The following is a 24,096-nucleotide window of genomic DNA, read 5'->3' as shown; positions in this document are numbered from 1 at the left end:
GGCGCCCGACATTCGGGCAGGTGCCGGCTTTGACCTGTATAATAGCGTGTTACGCCAGCCCCGAACAATCGCCGTCCCGACGCCCCTTCCGGTGTCATCGTCCTGAATCCCCATGCGACTGGAAAAGCTCAAGATCGCCGGTTTCAAGTCCTTCGTGGATCCGACGACCATACCCTTGCCGGGCAACCTGGTGGGGGTGGTGGGGCCGAACGGCTGCGGCAAGTCGAATGTCATAGACGCGGTGCGCTGGGTCATGGGGGAAAGCTCGGCGCGCCATTTGCGCGGCGAAACCATGGCGGACGTCATCTTCAACGGCTCCAGCACCCGGAAGCCGGCGAGCCTGGCTTCCGTCGAGCTGGTTTTCGACAACTCTTCCGGACGGGCCGGGGGCGAATACGGGAAGTATCAGCAGATCGCCATCCGGCGCCAGGTTGCCCGCGACGGCCAGTCGAGCTATTTCCTGAACGGCACGCGCTGCCGCCGCAAGGACATCACCGATCTGTTCCTGGGTACGGGGCTGGGCGCGCGCAGCTATGCGATCATCGAGCAGGGCACGATTTCCCGGTTGATCGAGGCGAAGCCGGACGAAATGCGCGAAGTCATCGAAGAGGCGGCCGGCATTTCCAAGTACAAGGAGCGCCGGCACGAGACCGAGCAACGGATGCGCCATACCCGCGAGAACCTCGAGCGCCTGGCCGATTTGCGCGAGGAAGTCGGACGGCAGCTGGGGCATCTGCAGCGCCAGGCCAGGAAGGCCGAGAAATTCATAGCCTTGCGCGACGAAGAGCGCCGGCTCAAGCTCGAACTGCTCGGGCTGCGCTGGCGTACGCTGGAGCGGCAACTCGATCGGCTCCGAGGCGAACTGAAGGACTCGGAGGAGCGGTTCCGGCGACTCACCGGCGAGGAGCATGCCTGCGAGGGGCGGCTGGAGGAGCTGGCCCGGCTCCGCGGCGGCGCCCAGGAAAAACTCGATGCCCAGCAGGGACGGTTCTACGAACTGGGCGCGGAAATCAGCCGCCTGGATCAGTTCATACGCCACACCCGGAAGTCGAGGGAGGAACTGGTTCAGGAGCGGGAGCGGGTCGAGGCCGAATTGCGGAAAGCCGAATCCGACCGCGACGAAGACCGGTTTCGGCTCGAGGAGGTACGTGCGGAGGCGGCCGAACTCGTCGGAACGCTGGCCTCTCTGGAGCGGGAGGAGGCGGAAGCGGTTTCGGTTCGGCAAACCGCGGAAGCGAAGCTGAAGGAGTGCCGCGAAGGCTTGGAAGCGCTGACTGGCGATCGGCACAAGCTCGAAGGGCAGGCGGCTCTGCAGCGTTCGCGGCTGCAGCAGCTGCGGGAGCAGGAGCAGCAGCTCGGCGGGCGGCGCCAGCGCCTGTCGCAACAGCAGTCGGAACTGGAGCGCGTGCTTGCCGGCCTGGACGTGGAAGCGCTCCGCGCGGACGCGGCCGGCCTCGAGGCGGAGCGGGAAGAGATGCTCGGCGCGGCCGAAGCATTGGCAGGGGAAGCGGAGCGGCAGCGTGAACGGCTGCGCTCCGCGCGTGAACGCCTGAACCGGATTCGGGCCGGCCTGCACGCCTTGCAGGGGAAGGTCGCTTCGCTCGAGACCCTGCAACGCCATGCGATGGGGCGCGACCGCGGTGCCCTGGAGACGTTGCTCGACGCATGGCAACTCTCGGGCGCCGACCGTTTGGGCGAGAAGATCGAGGTGTCGCCCGGTTGGGAGAATGCCGTGGAGACGGTCCTGGGGATGCACCTCGAAGCGGTATGCGTCGACAGTCTGGCGCCTTACGCCGCGAACCTCCAGACCCAGGAGCCGGCGGAGTCTTTGGCACTTTGCGAGTATCGGCAAGGGGAGGCCCCCGAATGGTCCGCCGGGCAGCGTCTGCTGGACCGTGTCCGCGCTCCCCTGGCCATCGAAGGCTTGCTGGGAGGGATTTACTGCGCGTCCGATCCGGCGGAGGCGGCGGACCGGGCGCGATCGCTGCAGCCGCACGAGTCCGTGGTGACGCCCGGCGGAATCCGTATCGGGAAGGGCTGGATGCTGGTGCAGAAGCCGGATGCAGGACATGCCGGCGCGCTTGCCCGCGAGCGGGAGCTGCGCGAATGCCGGCGGCAGGCCGACGAGCTGAGGGAGCAGTCCGAAGTTCTGGAAGCGGAGGCAGCGGAAGCCGAGACGGAACTGGAGCGCCTGGAGGCGACGTGGCGCGAGGCAAGGAAGAAGGGTGACGACCTTTCCGCGCAGCTTTCCCGCGCGCGGTCGGAGTTGGCCGCGGCCGAAGCCAGGAGCGAACAATTGGGGCATCGCCTGACCCAGCTCGGCCATGAGCTCGACGAGCTGGTCGACCAGGGCGTGGAACTCGCCGAGAAGCGTGCCGAAGCCGAGGAGGCCTTGCGGGCGGCCGAGAGCGATTCGCTCCGGCTGCAGGATGCGGCGGCGCAGCGGATGGCGGAGCGGCGGGTGCTGGAGGATGCGTTCGCCGGTGCCGAGGCCGCGGAGAAGTCGCTGCATGAGGAAGTTCGCGCGCTCCGCAGCCGGGCAGCCACGCTCGAATCGAACGAATCGCTGACCCGCTCCCATCTGCGGCGGTTGGAGCAGCAGCACGGCCAGACTTCCGACCGGCTCGCCGCCATCGTCCGGAAGCTGGAGGAGTCGGAGACGCCTCTGGAGGACGAACGGCTGCGCCTCGAGGCGCTGACGGAGGAACGCGGCGTCCTGGAGGCCGAAATGACGCGCCAGCGCCGCCGGCTCAGCGAACTCGAATCGGACATCCGGCGCGTTTCGGGAGATCGCCAGCGCGCGGAGCACGAGCTGGCGGTCTTGCGGGAAAATATCGGCCAGATCAAGCTGGCCTGGCAGACCGCCGAAGTCCGCCGCCAAGGCATCGAGGAGCAGTTTGCGGAACTCGGGGCGGCGCCCGCGGCGATCGTGGCGGAGTTGCCGGAAGAAGCCGAGGAAAGCGCCTGGCAGGCGTCGGTCACCCGCCTGGGGGAGGAGATCGACCGGCTCGGGCCGGTCAATCTGACGGCGATGCAGGAATATCAGGAGCAGGAGGCGCGTCAGCGCTATCTGGAGGAACAGGACCGGGATCTCACCGAGTCCCTGGCGACGCTCGAGCAGGCCATCGAAAAGATCGACCGGGAGTGCCGGGCGCGGTTCAAGGAGACCTTCGAAAAGATCGATGCCGGCTTTCAGCGCATGTTCCCCAAGCTTTTCGGCGGCGGGAGAGCCGCCCTGGAGCTCACGGAAAACAACCCGCTGAGCGCCGGGGTGAGCGTCATGGCCCAGCCGCCCGGCAAGCGCAACAGCTCGATCCACCTTCTCTCCGGCGGCGAAAAGGCGCTGACGGCGGCGGCCCTGGTATTCTCCATCTTCGAGCTGAACCCCGCGCCCTTCTGCCTGCTGGACGAGGTGGACGCGCCGCTGGACGACGCCAACGTCGGGCGGTTCAGCCAATTGGTAAAAGAAATGTCCGAGAAAGTACAATTTCTCTTCATTACCCATAACAAGGCCACGATGGAAATTGCTCAATACCTGGCGGGAGTCACCATGCGGGAGCCCGGGGTGTCGCGCATCGTGGCGGTGGACATCGACGCGGCGGTCGATCTGGCTTCGGTTTGAGGGGCGAAATGGATAGAGACACAGTCCGGATCATCATCCTGGTCGTAGGCGCGCTGGTGATTGCCGGCATCTATGTCTGGGGACGTTACAAACAAAAGATCCTCGATACGCTGGAGCGGTCCAGCGAATTCGACGTCTTCGAGAAGGAGGACGAAATCGGGGAGCCACGCTGGCCGGCCAGGGAGGCGGACATGGGTTTCGCCGACGAGGACGGGGAGCCGGCGCCGGCCGAGGGGGATGCAGCCGCGAGTGGGGAGGTGGACGCGCCCTCGCGGGAGGCGGTTGAGGAGCCGCCGGCGAGCACTTCGGGAGCGTTGGGCGCCCCGTTTCTCATCCAGTTCAGCGTCGTCAAGGGCGGCGGTGGCCGGTTTCCGGGCGAGCGCTTGCGTGACGCCCTGATCGACCTGGATCTGGTATACGGCGAAATGGGGATTTTCCACCGCTACGACAGCGCATATCGCGAGCCTCTGTTCAGCGTGGCCAGTCTGGTCGAGCCCGGCACTTTCCCCGTGAACGACATGGAGAATTTCCGCACCCCCGGCGTCGTCTTCTTTTTCCAGCCAGCCAAGGTACCGGACCCCTTGGAGGTTTTCGATGACCTCGTGGATACCTGTCGCGGACTGGCGGGCGCGCTGGAGGGCAGGGTGTTGGACGAACACCGGGCAGAGCTCACCGAGGCACGGGTGATCGAAATGCGCGAAATTCTGGCGGAGGCGTGCGAACAGCCGTGAGCGCTCCTGCCGAGGTGATCGAAAAAGTACGCAAGCTGCGCGAAGAAATCGAGTTTCATAACGTCCGCTACTACCGGCTCGACGATCCCCTGATCACCGACGCGGAATACGACCGCCTGATGGCTGAACTGCTCGCCATCGAGGCTCGGTATCCCGAGCTCGTCACTCCCGATTCGCCGACCCAGCGGGTAGGCGCTCCCCCGGTCGAAGCCTTCGCCGAGGTCCGCCACGAAGTGCCCATGCTGTCGCTGGAGAACGCTTTCAGCGAGGAGGATCTCGCCGCGTTCGACCGGCGGGTGCGCAAGGAGCTGTCCCGGGACGAGGTCGAATATCTCGCGGAGCCGAAGCTCGACGGCCTCGCAGTCAATCTGCTCTACCAGGACGGCGTTCTGGTCAGGGCCGCCACCCGCGGCGACGGGGAAGTCGGAGAGGATGTGACGCACAACGTCCGGGCGATCCGGGCGATTCCTTTGCGGCTGAAGGGCGGGGACTTTCCGGCCCGTTTCGAGGCGCGGGGCGAAGTCTTCATGCCCAAACGGGGATTTCTCGCCTTCAACGAGCGCGCCCGCCGCAGCGGCGAGAAGGTGTTCGTGAACCCGCGCAACGCCGCGGCGGGCAGCCTGCGCCAGCTCGATGCCCGGGTCACGGCTTCGCGTCCCCTGTCCTTTTATGCCTATGGGATCGGTGCGTTTCCCGACGACAGGCTGCCCGCCACCCAGCACGAACTCCTCGAATCGTTGCAACGTTGGGGCCTGCCGGTTTCTCCGGAACTTCGCGTCGTCCAGGGAGCGGCCGGCTGCCTCGAATACTACCGGTCACTGGGAGAGCGCCGCCATGGCCTGCCGTACGATATCGACGGCGTCGTGTACAAGGTCGACGGCTTGCAGCTTCAGGCCGCGCTGGGGTTCGTTTCGCGCGCCCCGAGGTGGGCCATCGCCCACAAATTTCCCGCGGAGGAGGCGAGGACGCGGGTCTTGGGGATCGACGTGCAGGTGGGGCGTACCGGCGTGCTGACCCCGGTGGCGAGGCTGGAGCCGGTGTTCGTCGGCGGGGTCACGATCACCAACGCGACTCTGCACAACGCCGACGAGATCCGCAGGAAAGACGTCAGGCCGGGAGACTCGGTGATCGTGAGGCGGGCCGGCGACGTCATTCCGGAAGTCGTCCGGGTCATTCCCGAACTGCGGGAGCCGGGGACCGAGCCGTTTCATATGCCGGAAGTCTGTCCCGAATGCGGTTCCGCCGTGGAAACGGAGCCGGGCGAGGCGCTGGCCCGCTGCAGCGGCGGTCTGTACTGTCCCGCCCAGCACAAGGAGTCGATCAAGCATTTCGCTTCCCGGCGGGCGATGGATATCGAAGGGCTGGGCGACAAACTGGTGGACCAGCTGGTGGACAGAAAGCTGATCGCAACGGTGGCGGACCTTTACCGCCTCAACCTGGACCAGCTTGCGGGGCTGGACCGGATGGGAGCGAAATCCGCGGCCAATCTGCTGGAGGCGCTGGAGCGCAGCAAGCACACCACCCTGGCGCGTTTCCTCTACGCGCTCGGCATCCGCGATGTCGGCGAGGTGACGGCCAAGGCGCTTTCGGACCATTTCGGTTCCCTCGAAGCGTTGATGGATGCCTCGGAAGAGGAGCTTCTGGCCGTCGCCGATGTCGGCCCGGTGGTGAGCGGCCATGTCCGGCTGTTTTTCGCACAGCCTCACAACCGGGAAGTGATCGCGCAACTGATGGCGTGCGGCGTGGGCTGGGAAAAGCCGACGCAGCCCCCGGGAGAGAAGGGGCTGCCGCTGCAAGGCCTGGTTTTCGTGCTCACGGGGACGTTGGCCTCGATGAGCCGGGACGAAGCGCGTGCCCGGCTCGAAGCGCTCGGGGCGAAATGCACCGGCAGCGTCTCCAGGAATACGAGCTTCGTCGTTGCCGGATCGGAACCGGGCTCGAAGCTGGACAAGGCGTCCGAACTCGGCGTTCCGGTGCTCGACGAGGACGGCTTTCTGGCAATGCTCGAGCGCGGACGGGGGTAGCTTCCCCCGGTTTTGGCGTGCCAGCGTCCCCCGGCCGAAAGCGGTCTTCCCTGTCATTGCCCTTCGTTCTTCATCGCCGGCTCGTTCCGCCGTCAGCCTGAAAACTTCCCGTGCCTTCGATAGCGATCCGTTCCAGGTTTTCCGACGGACTTGCCCTGCCGTTTTTTTCAAACCGGGCCGTGGCTGCAGAAGGCGTTGCCGGAACCTCTCCCGGCCCGGTCAAACGAGCAAAAAATCTCCGCCAAACAAGGCGGTGAGTTTTTTTTGCAACTCATCTTGACTTGCCTTCGGCGCGTTTCTATAGTGGTCCGCAGGTGGTGGAAAGTGGTGTTTTCTGGGGGAATGTGGAGCTTGGGGGCGGCTTGTTCAGAGGCGTTAATTCCATCAGCCTGGACGAAAAGGGGCGCATGGCGGTGCCTACCCGTTACAGGTCCGAACTCCGGGAGTCCTGCGAGGGACAACTGGTGGTCACCGTTGGAACCGATACCTGTCTGCTGCTTTTCCCTTTGCCTGAGTTCGAGGAGCTGGAGCGAAAGCTGGTGAAACTTCCGGCCTTGAACAAACAGGTGAAGCGGCTTCAACGTCTGCTGATCGGCCATGCCACCGAATGTGAGCTGGACGGCCAGGGACGCTTCCTCATACCCGAGCCGTTACGCCGGTTCGCCAGCCTGGACAAGCAGGTCGTCCTGATCGGCCAGGGCAACAAGTTCGAAATCTGGGATGAAGGCCTTTGGGAACGCTGCCGCCAGGAATGGCTGGAAGAGGCGAGCCTCGAAGGCCTCGAGGACATGGGGCCGGAGCTCGGGGCGCTGGCGTTTTGATGGCGGCGGCGGAAGGCGGACACCTCCCCGTCATGCTGTCCGAGGTGCTGGATGCGCTGGCAATTCGGCCGGAGGGTATTTACGTCGATTGCACCTTCGGGCGCGGCGGGCACAGCCGGGCGATCCTGGAGCGCCTGGGCGCGGAGGGTCGCCTTCTGGCGATCGACCGGGACTTGGAGGCAGTGGCGGCGGCCGGCGCTTCCGGATTGCCCGGCGATGCCCGGTTTGCCATCGAGCACGGCCGTTTTTCGGAGATCGGCCGGATCGTCGGCGAAAGAGGATGGACGGGCCGGGTCGACGGCATCCTGATGGATCTGGGCGTGTCATCGCCGCAGCTCGACGACGCCCGGCGCGGATTCAGTTTTCTGCGGGCCGGACCGCTCGACATGCGGATGGACCCGAGCCAGAAGACCAGCGCCGCGGAGTGGCTCGCCGAGGTTTCCGAACGGGAGCTGACCCGGGTGTTGCGGGAGTATGGCGAGGAGCGTTTTGCCGGACGCATCGCCCGCGCCGTGGCCGAAGAGCGGCAGCGGCGTCCGATCGCCACGACGACCGACCTGGTTCGGCTGATAGAGGCCGCGATCCCGTTTGCGGATAAGTTCAAGCATCCGGCGACGCGCACCTTTCAGGCGATCCGGATCGCCGTCAATGACGAGTTGGGCGAGTTGCAACAGGGATTGAACGAGGCGGTGGAGGCGCTTGCCGCCGGAGGACGCTTGGTGGTGATCTCATTTCATTCGCTCGAAGACCGGATCGTCAAGCGGTTCATGCGGGACGAGGCCCGCGGCAAGGAAATGTCGGGCGGGATCTTCGCATCCCGTTCGACACCGCGCCTTGCCGTTCGGGGAAAACCGCTGAAGGCGAATGAGGACGAAGTCCGGGGCAATCCCCGGGCGCGGAGCGCCATGTTGCGCGTCGCCGAAAAGCGGGCGCCATGACGCGGATACTCCTGCTGTCGCTCGTGGCCGTTTGTTCGGCGCTCGGCGTCGTTTACGCGAAGTACCGCACGCGCATGCTGTTCGCCGAGGTTCAGCGTCTGGAACTGGCCCTGAATCAATACGACGTGGAGCTGGGCCAGCTTCAGCTGGAGCAGAACACCTGGGCCGAGCATGGCCGTGTCGAACGTCTGGCTCGCAGCAGGCTGGGGATGACCCTGCCGGCGCGCGAGTCGATCATTTACATCAAACCCTGAGCTCATGTGGGGATGAGGGGGTGTCTGCGATGATGTACATAACGAATCCGCGAAGAGAAAGCGATTTCGGAGCGCGCTGGTCGCTGCTGCTGATCGGTATGATGGCGGCCATGCTCGTCCTGGTCGGGCGGGCCGTCAATCTGCAAGTGGTGGACCGGCAGTTTCTCAAGCACCAGGGCGATTTGCGGCACATGGGCGTAGTGCCTTTGCCGGCGCATCGCGGCCGTATCCTGGACCGGAACGGCGATTTGCTCGCGACCAGTTGCCCGGTGAAATCGATCTGGGTCAATCCAAAGGAGTTCGAGGCGAGCGAAGCGCAATACCAGGCTTTGGCCGGCCTGATCGGGGATGCGCCGGAGAACCTGAAGCGCCGTCTCGGCGATGCCGGCACCAATCGAGCCTTCGTGTACCTCAAGCGTCGTGTCAGTCCGGAGCTTGCCGATCAGGTGACGGCGCTCGGTTTGCCCGGTGTCTATGCCGAAGAGGAGTATCGGCGCTACTACCCGACCGGCGAGGTTGCCGCCCATGTCCTCGGTTTCACCGACATCGACGACAAGGGTCAGGAAGGGATGGAGTTGGCCTTCGACGGGCACTTGAAGGGCATCGAGGGTGCCAGGCGCATCATCCGCGATGGAAAGCGTCGGGTCATCGAGGATGTCGACAGCGTCCGCCAGCCGGTGGCGGGCAAGGATCTGAGCATCAGCATCGACCAGCGGCTGCAGTACCTGGCCTACCGGGAACTGAAGAAGACGGTGCAGCAGCATCGGGCCAAGGCGGGCGCACTGGTCATGCTCGACGCCAAGACCGGCGAAGTGCTGGCGATGGTCAATCAGCCGACTTTCAATCCCAACGGCCGCAATGGCACCGTGCCCGGGTCCACCCGCAACCGCGCGGTCACCGATCTGTTCGAGCCGGGTTCGACGATGAAACCCTTCGCGGTCGCCTGCGCCCTGGAAATGGGGGCGTTCCGCGCCAATGCGGTGATCAATACTTCGCCGGGCGTCATGCGCGTCGGCTCCAACGTGGTCAAGGACGTGCACAACTACGGCGTGCTCGACGTCGCCGGGGTGCTGCGCAAGTCGAGCAACGTGGGCGTCACCAAGATGGCCCTGGCATTGCCGCCGGACAAGTTCTGGAGCTTCTACCGCGACCTCGGCTTCGGCCAGGTACTGGGTACCGGTTTTCCCGGCGAGGCCCAAGGGCGCATGCCGGACCGCAAGGGGCTGCGGCCGTTCGCGCAGGCTACGCTGTCCTTCGGCTATGGCGTGTCGGCCTCGCCGTTGCATCTGGCGCGGGCTTATCTGGCCTTGGCCAGCGATGGTGCGATGCCGCCGGTCAGCCTGCTGAAGCTGGACCGCCCGCCGGAACCGGTCCCGGTGATGTCGAAAAAGACCGCCACGGCGGTGCGCAACATGCTGGAAGGCGTGGTTTCGGCCGATGGCACGGCGATCAAGGCCAGCATTCCCGGCTTCCGGGTCGCCGGAAAAACCGGGACGGTCAAGAAAAGCGCCGGACGCGGCGGTTATCAGTCCTCGCGCTACATCGCCGTGTTTGCAGGCATGGCGCCGGCGAGCGACCCGCGGCTGGTCACCGTCGTGATGATCGATGAGCCTTCGGCCGGGGAGTATTACGGCGGCGCGGTGGCGGCGCCGGCATTTGCCGCCGTCATGGAGCCGGGATTGAGGTTGCTCAACGTCCTGCCGGACCAGGACATGGGCCAGTCGATTCTTTCGGCCCAGAAGGAAGAAGTCTTTTGAGCCGCGAAGGTGGGGGGGCTTCCCTGCGGAGACTGCTGGATGGCTGGACCGATGCGCGGGCCGTGCCGGACATTCCGGTCTACGGTCTGAGTCTCGACAGCCGGTCGGTGCGCACCGGCGATGCCTTTTTCGCATTGTGGGGGGGCCGGGAACACGGGCTCCGGTATGCGGAAGATGCGGCCAGGCGGGGGGCGGTCGCTGTCGTCTATGACTCTTCGGGGGGTGGCGGCGCCTGTCTGCCGGAACCTGAACTCGGCTTCGCCGTACCGGTTCCCGATCTGGGGCGCCATTTGGGCAGCATAGCTGCCCGTTTTTTCGACCATCCTTCGGAGACCCTGGGCGTCATCGCGGTCACGGGGACCAACGGCAAGACCTCCTGCACCCATTTCATCGCCGAAGCATTGCAGCCAGACCATGCGGCGGCGGTCATCGGTACCCTGGGCTGGGGAAAGCCCGAAAAGCTGCGGTGGATCGCTCATACGACGCCCGATGCGATCGAGATTCATGCCATACTTGCAACCCTCAAGGCCCAGGGGTTCGAACTGGCGGCCTTGGAGGCTTCCTCGCACGGGCAGGCGCAGGGCCGTATCAACGGTGTACGCTGCCGCGGTGCGCTATACACCCGCGTTACCCGCGATCATCTCGATTATCACGGAACTTTCGAATCCTACCTGTCAGCCAAGCTGGGGCTTCTGGCCAATCCCGCATTGGAGTTCGTCGCGGTCACGCTCGACGATCCGTCCGTGGATACCATCCTGGCGAGCGTTCCCGCGGGGGTGAAGGTGATCGGCTACGGTCTGGAAGGCGGGAGATCGGCGGATTTTCCGGTGATTCGCGCCGAGACGCTGGAGCAGACGCCGGAGGGGCTGCATCTGAAGGTCGATTGCGGGGGCCGGGCCGTCGCGGTCGATGCGCCGGTGTATGGCGATTTCAATGCCGAGAACCTCCTTGGGACCATGGCGGTCCTGGTCGGCCTCGGCTATCCGGCCGAAGCCGCCGCTTCGCGGGTCGGCCGGGTCCGCCCGGTCGCCGGGCGCATGGAGCGGTTTCACGAAAATGGACTGACCGCGATCGTCGATTACGCGCATACCCCGGACGCGTTGCGAAACGTGCTGACGAGCCTGCGCCGCCATTGCCGTGGCCGGTTGTGGGTGGTCTTCGGCTGCGGCGGCGACCGGGACAAGGGCAAGCGCCCGGAAATGGGAGCCATCGCCGCGCGCCTCGCGGACCGCATCATCGTCACCGACGACAATCCGCGCTTCGAGTCGGGGGATGCCATCGTCCAGGACATTCTCAAGGGTTGCGAGGGTGCCGCCGTCACGGTCGTGCGCGACCGCCGTACGGCCATCGGCCAGGCGATCGCCCAGGCTGGCGACGGCGACATCGTGCTGGTGGCCGGAAAGGGGCATGAAGCTTTTCAGGACGTCGGCGGCGTGTCCTACGAATTCTCCGACCGGGACGAGGTCGGGAGAGCGCTGTCGGCCCGGCACCGCAGCGCCGGATAAGGTTGCAGAGGCGATATGCCCTGCGTTGAAGCAGTTTAAGGAAATGCGATGCTACTGATTCTAACGAACTGGCTCGAGCACTATTTCGACGTCTTCAGAGTCTTTCACTATCTCACTCTCCGCGGGATCCTGGGTATCCTCACCGCGCTCGTGATTTCTTTCATCGTCGGTCCGGCGATGATCCGGCGCCTGGGAAGCTACAAGATCGGGCAGACGATCCGCGACGACGGCCCGCAAAGCCATTTGTCGAAGGCCGGCACGCCCACGATGGGCGGTGCGCTGATCCTGGTGACGATCACCGTCAGCACCTTGCTGTGGGCGGACCTCGGCAACCGCTACGTCTGGGCGGTGCTGCTGGTGACGCTGGCTTACGGCCTCATCGGCTTCATCGACGACTACAAGAAGCTGGTTCTGAAAAACAGCAAGGGGCTGGCGGCGCGCCACAAGTACCTGTGGCAATCGGTATTCGGCCTCGGGGTGGCCCTGTTTCTCTACCACACCGCGAGTTCGCCGCAGGAAACCCAGTTCATCGTGCCGTTCTTCAAGAACGTGGTATTGAACCTGGGATGGCTCTACGTCCCCATGGTCTACTTCGTGGTGGTGGGGTCGAGCAATGCGGTGAACCTGACCGACGGCCTGGACGGGCTGGCGATTCTCCCTACGGTGCTGGTCGCGGGGGGGCTGGCGATTTTCGCCTATGCTTCCGGCCACAGCGAGTTTTCGGAGTACCTGGGAATTCCCTATCTGCCGAAGGCGGGGGAACTGGTGGTGTTTTGCGGCGCCCTGGTCGGGGCCGGTCTGGGGTTCCTCTGGTTCAACACCTACCCGGCGCAGGTTTTCATGGGCGACATCGGGGCCCTGGCGCTCGGGGCCGCCCTGGGGATGGTGGCCGTGCTGGTCCGGCAGGAAATCGTGCTCATGATCATGGGCGGGATTTTCGTCGTGGAGACGGTCTCGGTGATGCTGCAGGTGCTGTCTTTCAAATTGACCGGCCGGCGCATCTTCCGGATGGCACCGATCCACCATCATTTCGAATTGAAAGGATGGCCGGAGCCCCGGGTGATCGTGAGATTCTGGATCATCTCCGTCATTCTGGTGCTCATCGGCCTTGCGACCTTGAAGCTGCGCTGATGAACATGCACGACCGCGCCATCGCCGAAAAGCCGCCCTGCGGGTTCGCCCGCCTTGGGCTCGACGCCCGTTCGCGGGTGCTCGTGCTGGGCCTGGGCGCGACCGGCTTGTCGACCGTCCGTTTCCTGCGCCGGCACGGATTCGAATGCGCGGTCATGGACAGCCGGATCGCCCCGCCGGGCCTGCCGGACCTGCGCGAGGCATTTCCCGACGTTCCGCTGTTTCTCGGCGACTCCAGCGGAAATGCCCTGGCCGCCGCGACGCACCTCGTCGTCAGCCCGGGACTTTCCCTGGAGCTGGACGAAATCCGCGAAAGCCGCCGCCGCGGGGTGCGTGTGTTCGGCGATCTGGACCTGTTCGCCTGCTGCGCACGGGCGCCGGTGGCGGCCATCACCGGCGCGAACGGCAAGAGTACGGTCACGACCCTGGTGGGCCTGATGGCGAAAGCATCCGGCCTCCGTGCGGCGGTGGGCGGCAACCTGGGCACGCCGATGCTGGACCTCCTGGATGAGGGCGCGGAGCGGTACGTCCTCGAATTGTCGAGCTTCCAGCTCGAACGCTCGGAGTTGTTCGAAGCGGACGTCGCGACCGTCCTCAACATCAGTCCGGATCACATGGACCGCTATCCCGACCTGGCGGCCTATGCCGAGGCGAAGCGGCGGGTGTTTCGCGGCGACGGCCTGATGGTGCTCAACGAGGACGATCCGCTCGTCGCCGCCATGTACCGGCCCGGCAGGCGGGCCGTGCGGTTCGGATTGGGTATCGGCGCCGGCCTGGACTACTCGCTCGCCCTGCGCGAGGGCAGGGTGTGGATTCTGGCGGAAGGGGTTCCGCTGCTCCCCGCCGACGAGGTGCGCGTCAAGGGCCGGCACAATCTGGCCAACGCCCTCGCCGCCGTGGCGATCGCCGACGCCTGCAAGTTCGACCGCGAGTCCGTCGCACAGGTGCTGCGCACGTTTCCGGGGCTGGATCACCGCATGCAATGGGTGGCCGATGTCGACGGTGTCGCCTACGTCAACGATTCCAAGGCGACCAACGTCGGCGCCTGCATCGCGGCCCTTTCCGGGCTGGAAGGCAAGGCCGTGCTCATCGCCGGGGGGGACGGAAAGGGCGCGGATTTTTCGTCCCTGGCCCCGGTCGCGGCGGACAAGCTGCGGGCCGCCGTCCTCATGGGGCGCGACGGGCCTCTGATCGAGCAGGTGCTCAAGGATGTCGTACCCACGATCCGGGTCAAGACGATGTTCGAGGCGGTCCGAGCGGCGCGCGGGGTGGCGCAGGGCGGGGACACCGTGCTGCTGGCGCCGGCCTGCGCCAGCCTCGACCAGTACAAGGACTATCAAGAGCGCGGAAGGGATTTCGCCGCAACGGTGAGGAGCATGTCATGACTACGCAAGCGATTCGCGGCAGCCGGGGGCTGGTGTTGAAATGGGGGGCCGGCCGTTTTTACCTGGACACCATCCTGCTTTCGGTATCCCTGGCACTGATGCTGTTCGGTTTCGTCATGGTTTCCTCGGCCTCGTTGCATCTCGGCGAAAAGATGGCGAGTGACAGCTTCTATTTTCCCAAACATCAGCTCGCGCACATCGTGTTGGGGTTGGCGGCCGGGTGGGCGGCGGCGAAAGTGCGCCTGGACACCCTGGAGCGGCATTCCAGGTCGCTGTTCTGGGTGGGGATCGCCCTGCTGGTCCTGGTTCTGATTCCGGGTGTCGGCAAGTCGGTGAACGGCAGCGTGCGCTGGATCAACCTGTTCGGGCTCCGTGTCCAGGTGTCCGAGGTTTTCAAGCTGGTGGCGGCGATCTACGTGGCCGGCTATATCAGCCGGCACCTGGAAACCGTCAGGACCTCGGTAAAGGGGATGCTTTTTCCCTTGAGTCTGCTCTCCATCGGCGCGGTCCTCCTGCTGAAGGAGCCCGACTTCGGCGCCACCGCGGTGGTCATGGCGACGGCCTTGGGGATGCTGTTTCTCGCGGGCGCCCGCCTGTGGGTGTTCGCCTCTCTGTTGGGCCTGGTCGCCGTCGCCGGGACCTTATTGATCTTCACCGCCGAGTACCGCCTGAAACGGGTGCTCAGCTTTCTCGATCCCTGGGCCGATCCGCTCAACTCGGGGTTCCAGTTGACCCAGGCCCTGATCGCCTTCGGACGGGGCGAGTGGCAAGGGGTCGGGTTGGGTTCCAGCGTCCAGAAGCTGTTCTATCTGCCCGAAGCCCATACCGACTTCTTGTTTTCGGTGATCGGCGAAGAGCTGGGGCTGTGGGGGGCGACTACGGTCATCCTGCTGTTCGCCGTCGTGGTCTGGCGGGCGCTGGCGATCGGCCGGCTCGCCGAGCGCAGCGGCAAGCTGTTCGCCGCTTTCCTCGCCTACGGCATCGGCCTCTGGCTGGGCCTGCAGTCCTTCATCAACATGGGGGTGAATATGGGCATGCTGCCGACGAAGGGCCTGACCCTGCCGCTGATGAGCTACGGCGGCGGCAGCATGATGGTGGTCTGCGCCGCGATCGGACTGCTGTTCCGCATCCGCAGCGAGGTGGTGGCCAGCTTTCTGGGCAACGGCCGGAAGGGCGTATGGCCAAGCGCGTAGTGATTCTTGCCGGGGGGACCGGAGGCCACGTGTTCCCGGCACTCGCGGTGGCGGACAAACTGCGCCGGGCGGGAGCCGAAGTTTCCTGGATGGGGACCCGGGCCGGACTGGAAGCCAGAGTAGTGCCGGCAGCCGGCTATCCGATCGACTGGCTCAGCGTCAGCGGCATACGCGGCAAGGGCCTGGCCTCCAAGGTGAAGGCCCCGGCCATGTTGGGCTTGGCCTGTCTGCAGGCACTGCGTATACTTCGCCGCAGAAGGCCGGACGCCGTGCTGGGCATGGGCGGCTTCGTCGCCGGTCCCGGCGGACTCATGGCCCGGGTGCTCGGCATTCCGCTGGTGATCCACGAACAGAACCGGATTCCCGGCACCACCAATCGATTTTTGTCCCGTATTGCCAACCAGGTGCTGGAAGCCTTTCCCGGCGCCTTCCAACCATCTTCCGGCGCGGTCTGCACCGGCAATCCCTTGCGGCAGAACATAGAATCCTTTCAAAACCATCATACGGCCCGTGAAGGCCGGCGCGTGCTCGTCCTGGGCGGGAGTCTGGGGGCGCAGGCCTTGAACCGCGTCGTCCCGCGGGCCCTGGCTGCCCTGGGCGGGGAGCCGGTCGAGATTCGCCATCAAACCGGGCAGGCGATGCTCCAGGAAACCGAAGACTTGTACCGGCAGTTCGGACTGCCGGCGAAGGTGGACGCATTCATCGAGGACATGGAGGAGGCCTACGGCTGGGCCGACCTCGCGGTATGCCGCGCCGGTGCCATGACCGTGAGCGAACTGGCCGCGGCGGGGTTGCCCGCCATACTCGTGCCTTTCCCCTATGCCATCGACGATCACCAGACCGCGAACGGCGGCTATCTGGCGGAGGCGGGCGCGGCGGTGCTGATGCCCCAGTCCACGCTCGACGAGGAATCGCTGGCGGCCGAGATCCGCGCCCTGCTGGACGAGCGCGGACGGCTCAAGGCGATGAGCGCGGCGGCCCGGAACCTGGCCCGCTACGATGCGGCCGACCGCGTCGCGAAGGTCTGTCTGGAGGAGGCCGGCGCATGACGCCTCGAACCGAAGGCATGAAGAAAATCACCCGCATCCATTTCGTCGGTGTAGGCGGCGCGGGCATGAGCGGCATCGCGGAGGTCCTGCTGAATCTCGGTTACCGGGTATCGGGCTCCGATCTGCAGCGGAACGCCAATACCCGCCGCCTCGAGGAGCGGGGCGCCGTGATCTCGATCGGGCACGAGGCCCGGCACGTCGAGGCGGTGGACGTGGTAGTGGTTTCCAGCGCGGTGGAGCAGTCCAACGTGGAGATCGATGCCGCCCGGTCCGCCCGGATTCCGGTCATCTCGCGGGCCGAAATGCTGGCGGAGCTGATGCGCTTCCGTTACGGCGTTGCGGTGGCAGGCACCCACGGCAAGACCACGACCACCAGCCTGACCGCCAGCATCCTGGCCGAAGGGGGCCTGGATCCGACCTTCGTGATCGGCGGCCGGCTGAACAGCGTGGGCGCCAACGCCCAGTTGGGGCAAGGCGAGTATCTGGTCGCCGAAGCCGATGAGAGCGACGCCTCGTTCCTGCACCTCCAGCCCATGATCGCCGTGGTGACCAACATCGACCAGGATCACATGGGCACCTACGGCAACGATTTCGGCCGGCTCAAGGACGCGTTCGTCGAATTCCTCCACCACGTGCCGTTCTACGGGGCGGCGGTGCTGTGCGCCGAAGACCCCGGCGTCCGCGACGTCCTCCCGCGGCTGAGCAAGCCATACCGCACCTACGGGGAGCGGGAGGGCGTCGACATCCGCGCGGTCGGCATCCAGCGCCTGGGCCTGCAGAGCCGGTTCAGCGTGCTGCGGCAGGGGGTGGAGCCGCTGGAGATCACGCTCAACCTGCCGGGCTACCACAATATTCTCAATGCGCTGGCGGCGATCGGCGTGGCCACCGAGCTGGGCGTCGCCGACACCGTGATCCAGCGGGCGCTGGCGGGATTCCGCGGCATCGGCCGGCGGTTCCAGATCAACGCCAGCCTGAGCTTCGGCGGCGGCGAAATCACGTTCGTCGACGACTACGGCCATCACCCGAGCGAATTGGCGGCGACCCTGGATTCCGCCCGCAACGCCTGGCCCGACCGGCGCCTGGTCGTGGTGTTCCAGCCCCACCGCTATACCCGCACCCGCGACTTGTTCGAGGATTTCGTGCAGGTCCTGTCCCGGGTCGACGTGCTGGTGCTGCTGGACGTTTACTCCGCCGGCGAAGCGCCCATTGCCAGCGCCGACGGGCGCGCCTTGAGCCGGGCCATCCGCGTGCGGGGGCAGATCGATCCGATCTTCGCGGAAACCCCGGAGGAAGTGTTCGACATCCTGCCGAACGTATTGAAGCCGGGGGACGTCGTGATGACGCTGGGCGCAGGCAGCGTCGGCGCGCTCGCCCAGCAGTTGCCCGAGCGCCTGGGCTCGGAGGCGGTTCCGTGACCGCCCGCGGGTTTGCTGCCGGCACCCCAACGGTGCCTCTGCGCGGGACCTGGCTCGAACACGAGCCGCTGGCCGAGCATACCAGCTGGCGGGTGGGCGGTCCGGCGGAACGCCTCTATCAGCCCGCCGACCTCGACGACCTGGTCGAATTCCTGCGCGCTCTGCCGGTTCAGGAACCGCTGTTCTGGCTGGGCCTGGGCAGTAACGTGCTGGTCAGGGACGGCGGTATCCGCGGCACGGTGGTCTGCACCAAGAACCGCCTGCGCGTCATCGAGGCCCGTGGTCCCACCTGCGTCTACGCCGAAGCCGGCATTCCCTGCTCCCATGTCGCCCGCTTCTGCACCGACCGGGACTGGGTCGGCGCCGAATTCCTGGCCGGTATCCCCGGCACCTTGGGCGGCGCCCTGGCCATGAATGCGGGCGCCTTCGGCGGCGAGATCTGGAGCCTGGTGCGGCGCGCGCTCACGGTGAACCGCAGCGGACGGAGGATCTGGCGGGCACCCGAGGAATTCGAGGTGGGCTACCGCCACGTGCACGGGCCGGAAGGCGAGTGGTTCCTGGCGGCCGAACTCGAACTTTCGCCCGGTGACGGGCGGGCCGGACGGGAGCGCATCAAAGCCCTGCTGGCGCGGCGCTCGGCGACCCAGCCGACTCATCAGCCGAGCTGCGGGTCGGTGTTCCGGAATCCGCCCGGCGATTTCGCGGCGCGGCTGATAGAAGCCTGCGGGCTCAAGGGACACGCCGTCGGCGGTGCTCAAGTGTCCGCCAAGCATGCCAATTTCATCGTCAACTCCGGGAACGCGACGGCGGCCGACATCGAGACGTTGATCTCGGAGGTGCGGAACCGGGTGGCCCTGCTCTGCGGCATATGGCTCGAACCCGAAGTCCGGATCGTGGGCGAACCCCTGGTGTAGAAACTTTTCAAAGAGGAACCGAGTGGAAAAACGGATTCAGCAGGCATCGGAGTTCGGCAAGGTCGCAGTCCTGATGGGTGGGGCCGCGGCCGAACGGGAGATTTCGCTGAAGAGCGGCAAGGCCGTCCTGGAAGCGTTGCAGGGCTGCGGGATCGACGCCGAAGGTTTCGACGTCGGGCACGACATGATCGCCCCGCTGCTGGAGCGCCGCTTCGATCGCGTGTTCAACGTCATTCACGGACGCGGCGGCGAGGACGGCGTGTTGCAGGGCGCGCTGGCCTGCCTGGGCGTCCCCTGCACGGGCAGCGGCGTGCTGGCCTCCGCGCTGAGCATGGACAAGCTGCGCACCAAGCTGTGCTGGACGGGAGCCGGTCTGCCGACCCCCCCGTGGCTGCGGCTGGATTCGCCCGCCGATCTCGATCGCTGCCGGCAAGCCCTGGGCTTTCCGGTGATCGTCAAGCCTGCGGAGGAGGGGTCGAGCATAGGCATGAGCCGTGCGGCCGATGCCCAAGAACTGGCACAGGCCTGGGAGCGCGCCTCCGGTTACGGCTGTGCCGTTTTCGCCGAGCGCTGGATCGACGGTGTCGAATACACCGGCGGCATGCTCAAGGGCGTGCCGCTGCCGCTGATCCGGCTGGAAACCCCGCGCGCCTTCTACGATTTCGACGCCAAATACCGGGCGGAAACCACCCGTTACCTCTGCCCCTGCGGGCTGGACGCCGAGCGTGAGGCCGAACTTCAGGCGCTGGTGCTGCGGGCCTGCCAGATCGTCGGCGTCGGCGGCTGGGGCCGGGTCGACCTGCTGGTGGATCGCAGCGGCCAGCCCTGGCTGATCGAGGTCAACACCGTGCCCGGTATGACGGATCACAGTCTCGTTCCGATGGCCGCGAAGGCCGCGGGCATCGATTTTCAGGAACTGGTGTGGCACATCCTGGAAACCAGCGCCGCCTGAAACCGGAAGGGCGGAATCGCGCCGGGAACGCGGCCGTCCCAAGCGGCCGCCGCTTGCGCGCCTCTTTCACGGCGCTGTTCGCTCTTTGCCTGATATGGGGAGGAATAGGCTGGGGGGTGTCGTGGATCGCCGAACGGCGGGTGCAGACCGTCCGAGTGAAGGGCGCTTTCCGCTATATCGATCCGGCGGTGGTGGAAGACCTCGTCAGGGACAGACTGGCCAGCGGCAACACTTATTTCGGAATCCCCATGGCCGAAATCCGGCAAGCGGTGGCCTCCATCCCCTGGGTGGCGGAGGCTTCGGTGGAACGCCGGTGGCCGGACCGCATCGAGGTGGAGGTGCGGGAGCATCGCCCCGTGGCACGCTGGGGGGATGCGGAATTCATCGACGACCGCATGAACCGTTTTCATGTCGGGAGTACCCAAGGGTTCGAGCATCTGCCGTTGCTGACGGGGCCGGATGGCCAGGAACGCCGGCTGGTCAAGGTGCTGATCGATCTCGACGAACGGTTCGGAACCTGGGGAACGCGGGTCGCCGAACTCCGATTGACCGACCGCTGGTCATGGTCGCTGCGGCTGGAATCGGACGTCCGGATCGAGTTCGGGCGCCAGGAGCCGGCCGAGGCCATCCCCAGTCTGCTGAGCCTTCTGCCGCTGTTGGGAAAAGAACGCATGACCCTGCTCCAAAGTATCGATTTGAGGTATCCTTATGGCTTTGCGGTGGTTTGGAAAATATACCCGCCCGACGCGGAGGTTCCCCCGGAGCAGCCTGGGGCGGTTCCTCCCGCATGAGGAGGCGCACGCATCGACGATAGGGAATCTTTTTCCGCTCAACACGCCCGGTCGGGCGGGGAACGGCAGGGTCGGCTATTGAACGCAATAGGCTGGGCACGCGTCTGACACATCCTTCGAATATCACTTCATGGGCAAAAAGTCTGACAAGAACGTAATCGTAGGGCTGGACATCGGCACTTCCAAAGTGGCCTGTCTCGTGGGTGAGGTCAACGAGGATGGCCAGATCGAGGTGGTCGGACTGGGCACCCACCCATCGCGAGGGCTCAAGAAAGGCGTCGTCGTCAATCTCGAAACCACCGTTAATTCCATTCAGCGCGCGGTCGAGGAAGCCGAGCTGATGGCCGGTTTCCGGATCCACTCGGTCTACGCGGGCATCGCCGGCAGCCACATCAGCAGCATGAATTCGCACGGCATCGTCGCGATCCGGGACAAGGAGGTCACCCAGGGGGATGTCGACCGTGTCATCGACTCCGCAAGGGCGGTCGCCATTCCCGCCGATCAGAAAATCCTGCACATCCTGCCCCAGGAATTCGTCATCGACCGGCAGGAGGGCGTCAAGGAACCCATCGGCATGTCGGGCATCCGCCTCGAAGCCCGGGTGCACATCGTCACCGGCGCGGTGAGCGCGGCCCAGAACATCCAGAAATGCATCCAGCGCTGCGGCCTGGAGGTCGACGACATCGTGCTCGAACAGCTTGCATCGAGCCAGGCCGTCCTGACGGATGACGAGAAGGAGCTCGGCGTGTGCCTGGTGGACATCGGCGGCGGCACGACGGACATCGCGGTGTTCACCGACGGCGCCATCCGCCACACCGCGGTGATCCCCATCGCCGGCGACCAGGTGACCAACGACATCGCCGTGGCACTGCGCACGCCCACGCCCCATGCCGAGACGCTGAAACTCAAGCACGCCTGCGCGCTGACCCAGCTCGCCGACATCGAGGACACGATCGAAGTGCCCAGCATCGGCGACCGGCCGTCCCGGCAGATTTCCCGGCTCAATCTCGCCGAGATCGTGGAGCCGCGCTACGAAGAATTGTTGCTGCTGGTGCAGTCGGAACTGCGCCGGGCGGGTTTCGACGATCTGATCGCGGCAGGCATCGTGCTGAGCGGCGGCAGTTCGCGGGTCGAGGGGCTGGTGGAGCTGGCGGAAGAAATTTTCCACATGCCGGTGCGGCTGGGCGTGCCTTATACGGTCTCCGGCCTCAACGACGTGATTCGCAATCCAGCCTATGCCACGGGAGTGGGGTTGTTGTTGCATGGGCGGCAGCATTTGTTTTCCGGGGAGCGCCCCATGCTGGGAGGCGGCGGTTTCAGGAGCATCTGGCTGCGCATGAAGAATTGGTTTCAGGGAAATTTCTGAGATTTTCGGTTTTTCCGGATAGCCCGTATTCAGAGGGGATGGGAACATGAAATTTGAACTTGTAGATTCGTTTAGCCCGAACGCGGTCATCAAGGTGATCGGCGTCGGCGGTGGCGGTGGCAATGCCGTCAATCACATGGTGAGCAGCCAGATCGAAGGCGTCGATTTCATCTGCGCCAATACCGATGCCCAGGCGTTGCGGAACCTCGGTGCGCGCACCGTCATCCAACTGGGCAACAATCTGACGAAAGGCCTGGGCGCCGGGGCCAACCCGGACATCGGCCGGCAGGCCGCGCTCGACGATCGCGAGCGCATTCTCGAAGTGCTGGATGGCGCCGACATGGTGTTCATCACCGCAGGCATGGGCGGCGGCACCGGCACCGGCGCGGCGCCCGTCATCGCGGAAATCGCCAAGGAGGCCGGCATCCTCACCGTCGCGGTGGTGACCAAGCCGTTCCCGTTCGAAGGCCGCAAGCGTCGTCTGGTCGCCGACAAAGGCATCGCGGAGCTGAGCCAGTTCGTGGACTCCCTCATCACCATTCCGAACGAGAAGCTCCTGCCCGTGCTGGGCAAGGACGTGAGCCTGATGGCCGCGTTCGCGGCGGCGAACGACGTGCTGCTCGGCGCGGTGCAGGGCATCGCCGAGCTGATCACCCGTCCCGGCCTCATCAACGTGGACTTCGCCGACGTACGCACCGTCATGTCGGAAATGGGCGTCGCCATGATGGGCACGGGCGTCGGCAGCGGTCCGACCCGGGCGCGCGACGCCGCCGAACGGGCCATCGCCAGCCCCTTGCTGGAAGACATCAGCCTGTCCGGCGCGAAGGGCATCCTGGTCAACATCACCGGCGGGCTCGATCTCGCCATCGGCGAATTCGACGAAGTGGGCAACGCGGTCAAGGACTACGCTTCCGACGAAGCGATGGTCGTCATCGGCACCGTGATCGACCCGGAGATGCAGGACGAAGTCCGCGTCACCGTGGTGGCGACCGGACTCTCGGGCCAGTCCCAGATGGTCTCCGAAGCGCCGCTGAAGCTGGTGCACAAACAGACCGGCGAAATCGACTACGAACAGATGCAGCGCCCCACGGTACTGCGCAAGCAGCCCAAACACGAGCCGCGCGGCGAACCCAGCAAGGAAATGGATCTCGAGTATCTCGATATCCCCGCATTCCTGCGCCGCCAGGCCGATTGAGTTTCCGATTCCTGCTCTTTCTCCACGCCTTGAAAAGCTCATCCGGGAAACACGCGGACCGTGGCCCGGATGACGCATCGAACGACCTACCGGATTGGCCGCCGCACGGCGGCCCCACAGAAGGGGGACACCTGTATGATCAAACAAAGAACCTTGAAAAACGTAATCCGCGCCACCGGCGTGGGCCTTCACACCGGTGAAAAGGTTTATCTTACGCTCAGGCCGGCGGCACCCAATTCAGGCATCAAGTTCAGACGGGTCGATCTCGCCGAGCCGGTGGTGATCGATGCCCGGCCCGACAACGTCGGCGATACCACCCTCTCGACGACGCTGGTGAAGGGCGACGTGCGCATCTCCACGGTGGAACATCTGCTTTCCGCTTTCGCGGGCCTGGGGATCGACAATGCCTACGTCGACGTCAGCGCGCCGGAAGTGCCGATCATGGACGGCAGCGCCGGCCCCTTCGTTTTCCTGATCCAGTCCGCCGGCGTGCAGGAACAGGAAGCGTCGAAGCGGTTCATCCGCATCAAGCGGCCGCTCCAGGTCGAGGACGGCGACAAATGGGCCCGGTTCGAGCCCCATGACGGCTTCAAGGTGACGTTCACCATCGATTTCGACCATCCGGTTTTCGACAAGGACTCGCAGACCGCCAGCATCGAGTTTTCCTCGACCAGTTTCGTCAAGGAGATCGCCCGCGCCCGCACCTTCGGCTTCATGCGCGACATCGAAATGCTGCGCAAGAACCGCCTGGCCCTGGGCGGTTCCATGGACAACGCCATCGTCGTGGACAAATTCCGGGTGCTCAACGAGGACGGCCTGCGCAGCGGCGACGAGTTCGTCAAGCACAAGATCCTCGACGCCATCGGCGATCTCTATCTCCTGGGTCACAGCCTGATCGGCTCGTTCACCGGCTACAAGTCCGGCCACGGGCTCAACAATCACCTGCTGCGCGAACTCCTGAAGGCGCGCGACGCCTGGGAAATGGTGAGCTTCGAGGACGAGGGGTACGCCCCGATCTCCTATATGCGGACGGCGCCGGCGGCGCGTTGAGGT

At 65.5% G+C, this 24,096-nt stretch carries 19 protein-coding genes; all 19 read left to right on the top strand.

Features of this window, described 5'->3' with window-relative positions; all coding sequences use genetic code 11:
* Positions 1–112: 112 nt before the first annotated feature.
* The 19 genes from smc to lpxC all read left to right on the top strand — a co-directional run bounded on the left by smc (position 113) and on the right by lpxC (position 24,093).
* Positions 113–3,622, top strand: coding sequence for a chromosome segregation protein SMC (gene smc, locus ABZN20_RS10690; protein WP_367025240.1), 3,510 nt, complete (start codon positions 113–115; stop codon positions 3,620–3,622).
* 8 nt (positions 3,623–3,630) lie between these two features.
* Positions 3,631–4,353 (top strand): cell division protein ZipA C-terminal FtsZ-binding domain-containing protein, encoded by a 723-nt coding sequence (locus tag ABZN20_RS10685; RefSeq protein WP_367025239.1) that lies wholly within the window; start codon positions 3,631–3,633, stop codon positions 4,351–4,353.
* Positions 4,350–6,377 carry an NAD-dependent DNA ligase LigA gene (ligA, locus tag ABZN20_RS10680; protein WP_367025238.1) on the top strand — a complete coding sequence of 676 codons (2,028 nt, stop codon included), beginning with the start codon at positions 4,350–4,352 and terminating at the stop codon, positions 6,375–6,377. Before ABZN20_RS10685 ends, ligA begins: the two co-directional genes overlap by 4 nt.
* Positions 6,378–6,739: 362 nt before the next feature.
* Positions 6,740–7,198, top strand: a complete 459-nt coding sequence (mraZ, locus tag ABZN20_RS10675; RefSeq protein WP_169602797.1) for a division/cell wall cluster transcriptional repressor MraZ — start codon at positions 6,740–6,742, stop codon at positions 7,196–7,198.
* Positions 7,198–8,136, top strand: a complete 939-nt coding sequence (rsmH, locus tag ABZN20_RS10670) for a 16S rRNA (cytosine(1402)-N(4))-methyltransferase RsmH (protein WP_423246403.1) — start codon at positions 7,198–7,200, stop codon at positions 8,134–8,136. The genes mraZ and rsmH overlap by 1 nt, the downstream gene beginning before the upstream one ends.
* Entirely contained in the window at positions 8,133–8,390 is a 258-nt protein-coding gene (gene ftsL, locus ABZN20_RS10665; RefSeq protein WP_218807802.1) for a cell division protein FtsL, read from the top strand. The genes rsmH and ftsL overlap by 4 nt, the downstream gene beginning before the upstream one ends.
* A 29-nt stretch (positions 8,391–8,419) precedes the next feature.
* Complete coding sequence (locus ABZN20_RS10660) at positions 8,420–10,147, top strand: peptidoglycan D,D-transpeptidase FtsI family protein (protein ID WP_367025237.1); 1,728 nt, start codon at positions 8,420–8,422, stop codon at positions 10,145–10,147.
* Positions 10,144–11,652, top strand: coding sequence for a UDP-N-acetylmuramoyl-L-alanyl-D-glutamate--2,6-diaminopimelate ligase (locus ABZN20_RS10655; RefSeq protein ID WP_367025236.1), 1,509 nt, complete (start codon positions 10,144–10,146; stop codon positions 11,650–11,652). Before ABZN20_RS10660 ends, ABZN20_RS10655 begins: the two co-directional genes overlap by 4 nt.
* 48 nt (positions 11,653–11,700) lie before the next feature.
* Entirely contained in the window at positions 11,701–12,783 is a 1,083-nt protein-coding gene (gene mraY, locus ABZN20_RS10650) for a phospho-N-acetylmuramoyl-pentapeptide-transferase (RefSeq protein ID WP_367025235.1), read from the top strand.
* Between the two features lie 5 nt (positions 12,784–12,788).
* Positions 12,789–14,168 carry a UDP-N-acetylmuramoyl-L-alanine--D-glutamate ligase gene (gene murD / locus ABZN20_RS10645; protein ID WP_367027554.1) on the top strand — a complete coding sequence of 460 codons (1,380 nt, stop codon included), beginning with the start codon at positions 12,789–12,791 and terminating at the stop codon, positions 14,166–14,168.
* Entirely contained in the window at positions 14,165–15,361 is a 1,197-nt protein-coding gene (gene ftsW / locus ABZN20_RS10640; RefSeq protein ID WP_367025234.1) for a putative lipid II flippase FtsW, read from the top strand. The genes murD and ftsW overlap by 4 nt, the downstream gene beginning before the upstream one ends.
* Entirely contained in the window at positions 15,346–16,410 is a 1,065-nt protein-coding gene (gene murG, locus ABZN20_RS10635; RefSeq protein ID WP_367025233.1) for an undecaprenyldiphospho-muramoylpentapeptide beta-N-acetylglucosaminyltransferase, read from the top strand. Before ftsW ends, murG begins: the two co-directional genes overlap by 16 nt.
* Positions 16,407–17,825 (top strand): UDP-N-acetylmuramate--L-alanine ligase, encoded by a 1,419-nt coding sequence (gene murC, locus ABZN20_RS10630; protein ID WP_218807795.1) that lies wholly within the window; start codon positions 16,407–16,409, stop codon positions 17,823–17,825. The genes murG and murC overlap by 4 nt, the downstream gene beginning before the upstream one ends.
* Positions 17,822–18,739 (top strand): UDP-N-acetylmuramate dehydrogenase, encoded by a 918-nt coding sequence (gene murB / locus ABZN20_RS10625; protein WP_370630377.1) that lies wholly within the window; start codon positions 17,822–17,824, stop codon positions 18,737–18,739. Before murC ends, murB begins: the two co-directional genes overlap by 4 nt.
* A 22-nt stretch (positions 18,740–18,761) precedes the next feature.
* Entirely contained in the window at positions 18,762–19,691 is a 930-nt protein-coding gene (locus ABZN20_RS10620; protein WP_218807794.1) for a D-alanine--D-alanine ligase, read from the top strand.
* A 53-nt stretch (positions 19,692–19,744) separates the two neighbouring features.
* Positions 19,745–20,482 (top strand): cell division protein FtsQ/DivIB, encoded by a 738-nt coding sequence (locus ABZN20_RS10615; RefSeq protein WP_367025232.1) that lies wholly within the window; start codon positions 19,745–19,747, stop codon positions 20,480–20,482.
* Between the two features lie 130 nt (positions 20,483–20,612).
* Positions 20,613–21,848 (top strand): cell division protein FtsA, encoded by a 1,236-nt coding sequence (gene ftsA / locus ABZN20_RS10610; RefSeq protein WP_218807792.1) that lies wholly within the window; start codon positions 20,613–20,615, stop codon positions 21,846–21,848.
* Positions 21,849–21,894: 46 nt separating this feature from the next.
* Complete coding sequence (ftsZ, locus tag ABZN20_RS10605; RefSeq protein ID WP_010961648.1) at positions 21,895–23,043, top strand: cell division protein FtsZ; 1,149 nt, start codon at positions 21,895–21,897, stop codon at positions 23,041–23,043.
* A 135-nt stretch (positions 23,044–23,178) separates the two neighbouring features.
* Positions 23,179–24,093: a UDP-3-O-acyl-N-acetylglucosamine deacetylase gene (gene lpxC / locus ABZN20_RS10600; RefSeq protein ID WP_218807791.1), complete on the top strand. Its 915-nt coding sequence runs from the start codon at positions 23,179–23,181 to the stop codon at positions 24,091–24,093.
* The last annotated feature ends 3 nt before the right edge of the window (positions 24,094–24,096 follow it).

It is taken from the genome of Methylococcus sp. ANG, assembly GCF_040730495.1.
GTDB lineage: Bacteria > Pseudomonadota > Gammaproteobacteria > Methylococcales > Methylococcaceae > Methylococcus.
This window is presented reverse-complemented; position numbering and strand designations above follow the sequence as displayed.

Bases quoted from the DNA above. Each gene is read 5' to 3' on its own strand.
- rsmH (WP_423246403.1), top strand. From the start codon at position 7,198: ATGGCGGCGGCGGAAGGCGGACACCTCCCCGTCATGCTGTCCGAGGTG.
- murC (WP_218807795.1), top strand. From the start codon at position 16,407: ATGACGCCTCGAACCGAAGGCATGAAGAAAATCACCCGCATCCATTTC.
- murD (WP_367027554.1), top strand. From the start codon at position 12,789: ATGCACGACCGCGCCATCGCCGAAAAGCCGCCCTGCGGGTTCGCCCGC.
- ftsZ (WP_010961648.1), top strand. From the start codon at position 21,895: ATGAAATTTGAACTTGTAGATTCGTTTAGCCCGAACGCGGTCATCAAG.
- ABZN20_RS10660 (WP_367025237.1), top strand. From the start codon at position 8,420: ATGATGTACATAACGAATCCGCGAAGAGAAAGCGATTTCGGAGCGCGC.
- ABZN20_RS10685 (WP_367025239.1), top strand. From the start codon at position 3,631: ATGGATAGAGACACAGTCCGGATCATCATCCTGGTCGTAGGCGCGCTG.
- ftsW (WP_367025234.1), top strand. From the start codon at position 14,165: ATGACTACGCAAGCGATTCGCGGCAGCCGGGGGCTGGTGTTGAAATGG.
- lpxC (WP_218807791.1), top strand. From the start codon at position 23,179: ATGATCAAACAAAGAACCTTGAAAAACGTAATCCGCGCCACCGGCGTG.
- murG (WP_367025233.1), top strand. From the start codon at position 15,346: ATGGCCAAGCGCGTAGTGATTCTTGCCGGGGGGACCGGAGGCCACGTG.
- ftsA (WP_218807792.1), top strand. From the start codon at position 20,613: ATGGGCAAAAAGTCTGACAAGAACGTAATCGTAGGGCTGGACATCGGC.
- mraY (WP_367025235.1), top strand. From the start codon at position 11,701: ATGCTACTGATTCTAACGAACTGGCTCGAGCACTATTTCGACGTCTTC.
- ftsL (WP_218807802.1), top strand. From the start codon at position 8,133: ATGACGCGGATACTCCTGCTGTCGCTCGTGGCCGTTTGTTCGGCGCTC.
- smc (WP_367025240.1), top strand. From the start codon at position 113: ATGCGACTGGAAAAGCTCAAGATCGCCGGTTTCAAGTCCTTCGTGGAT.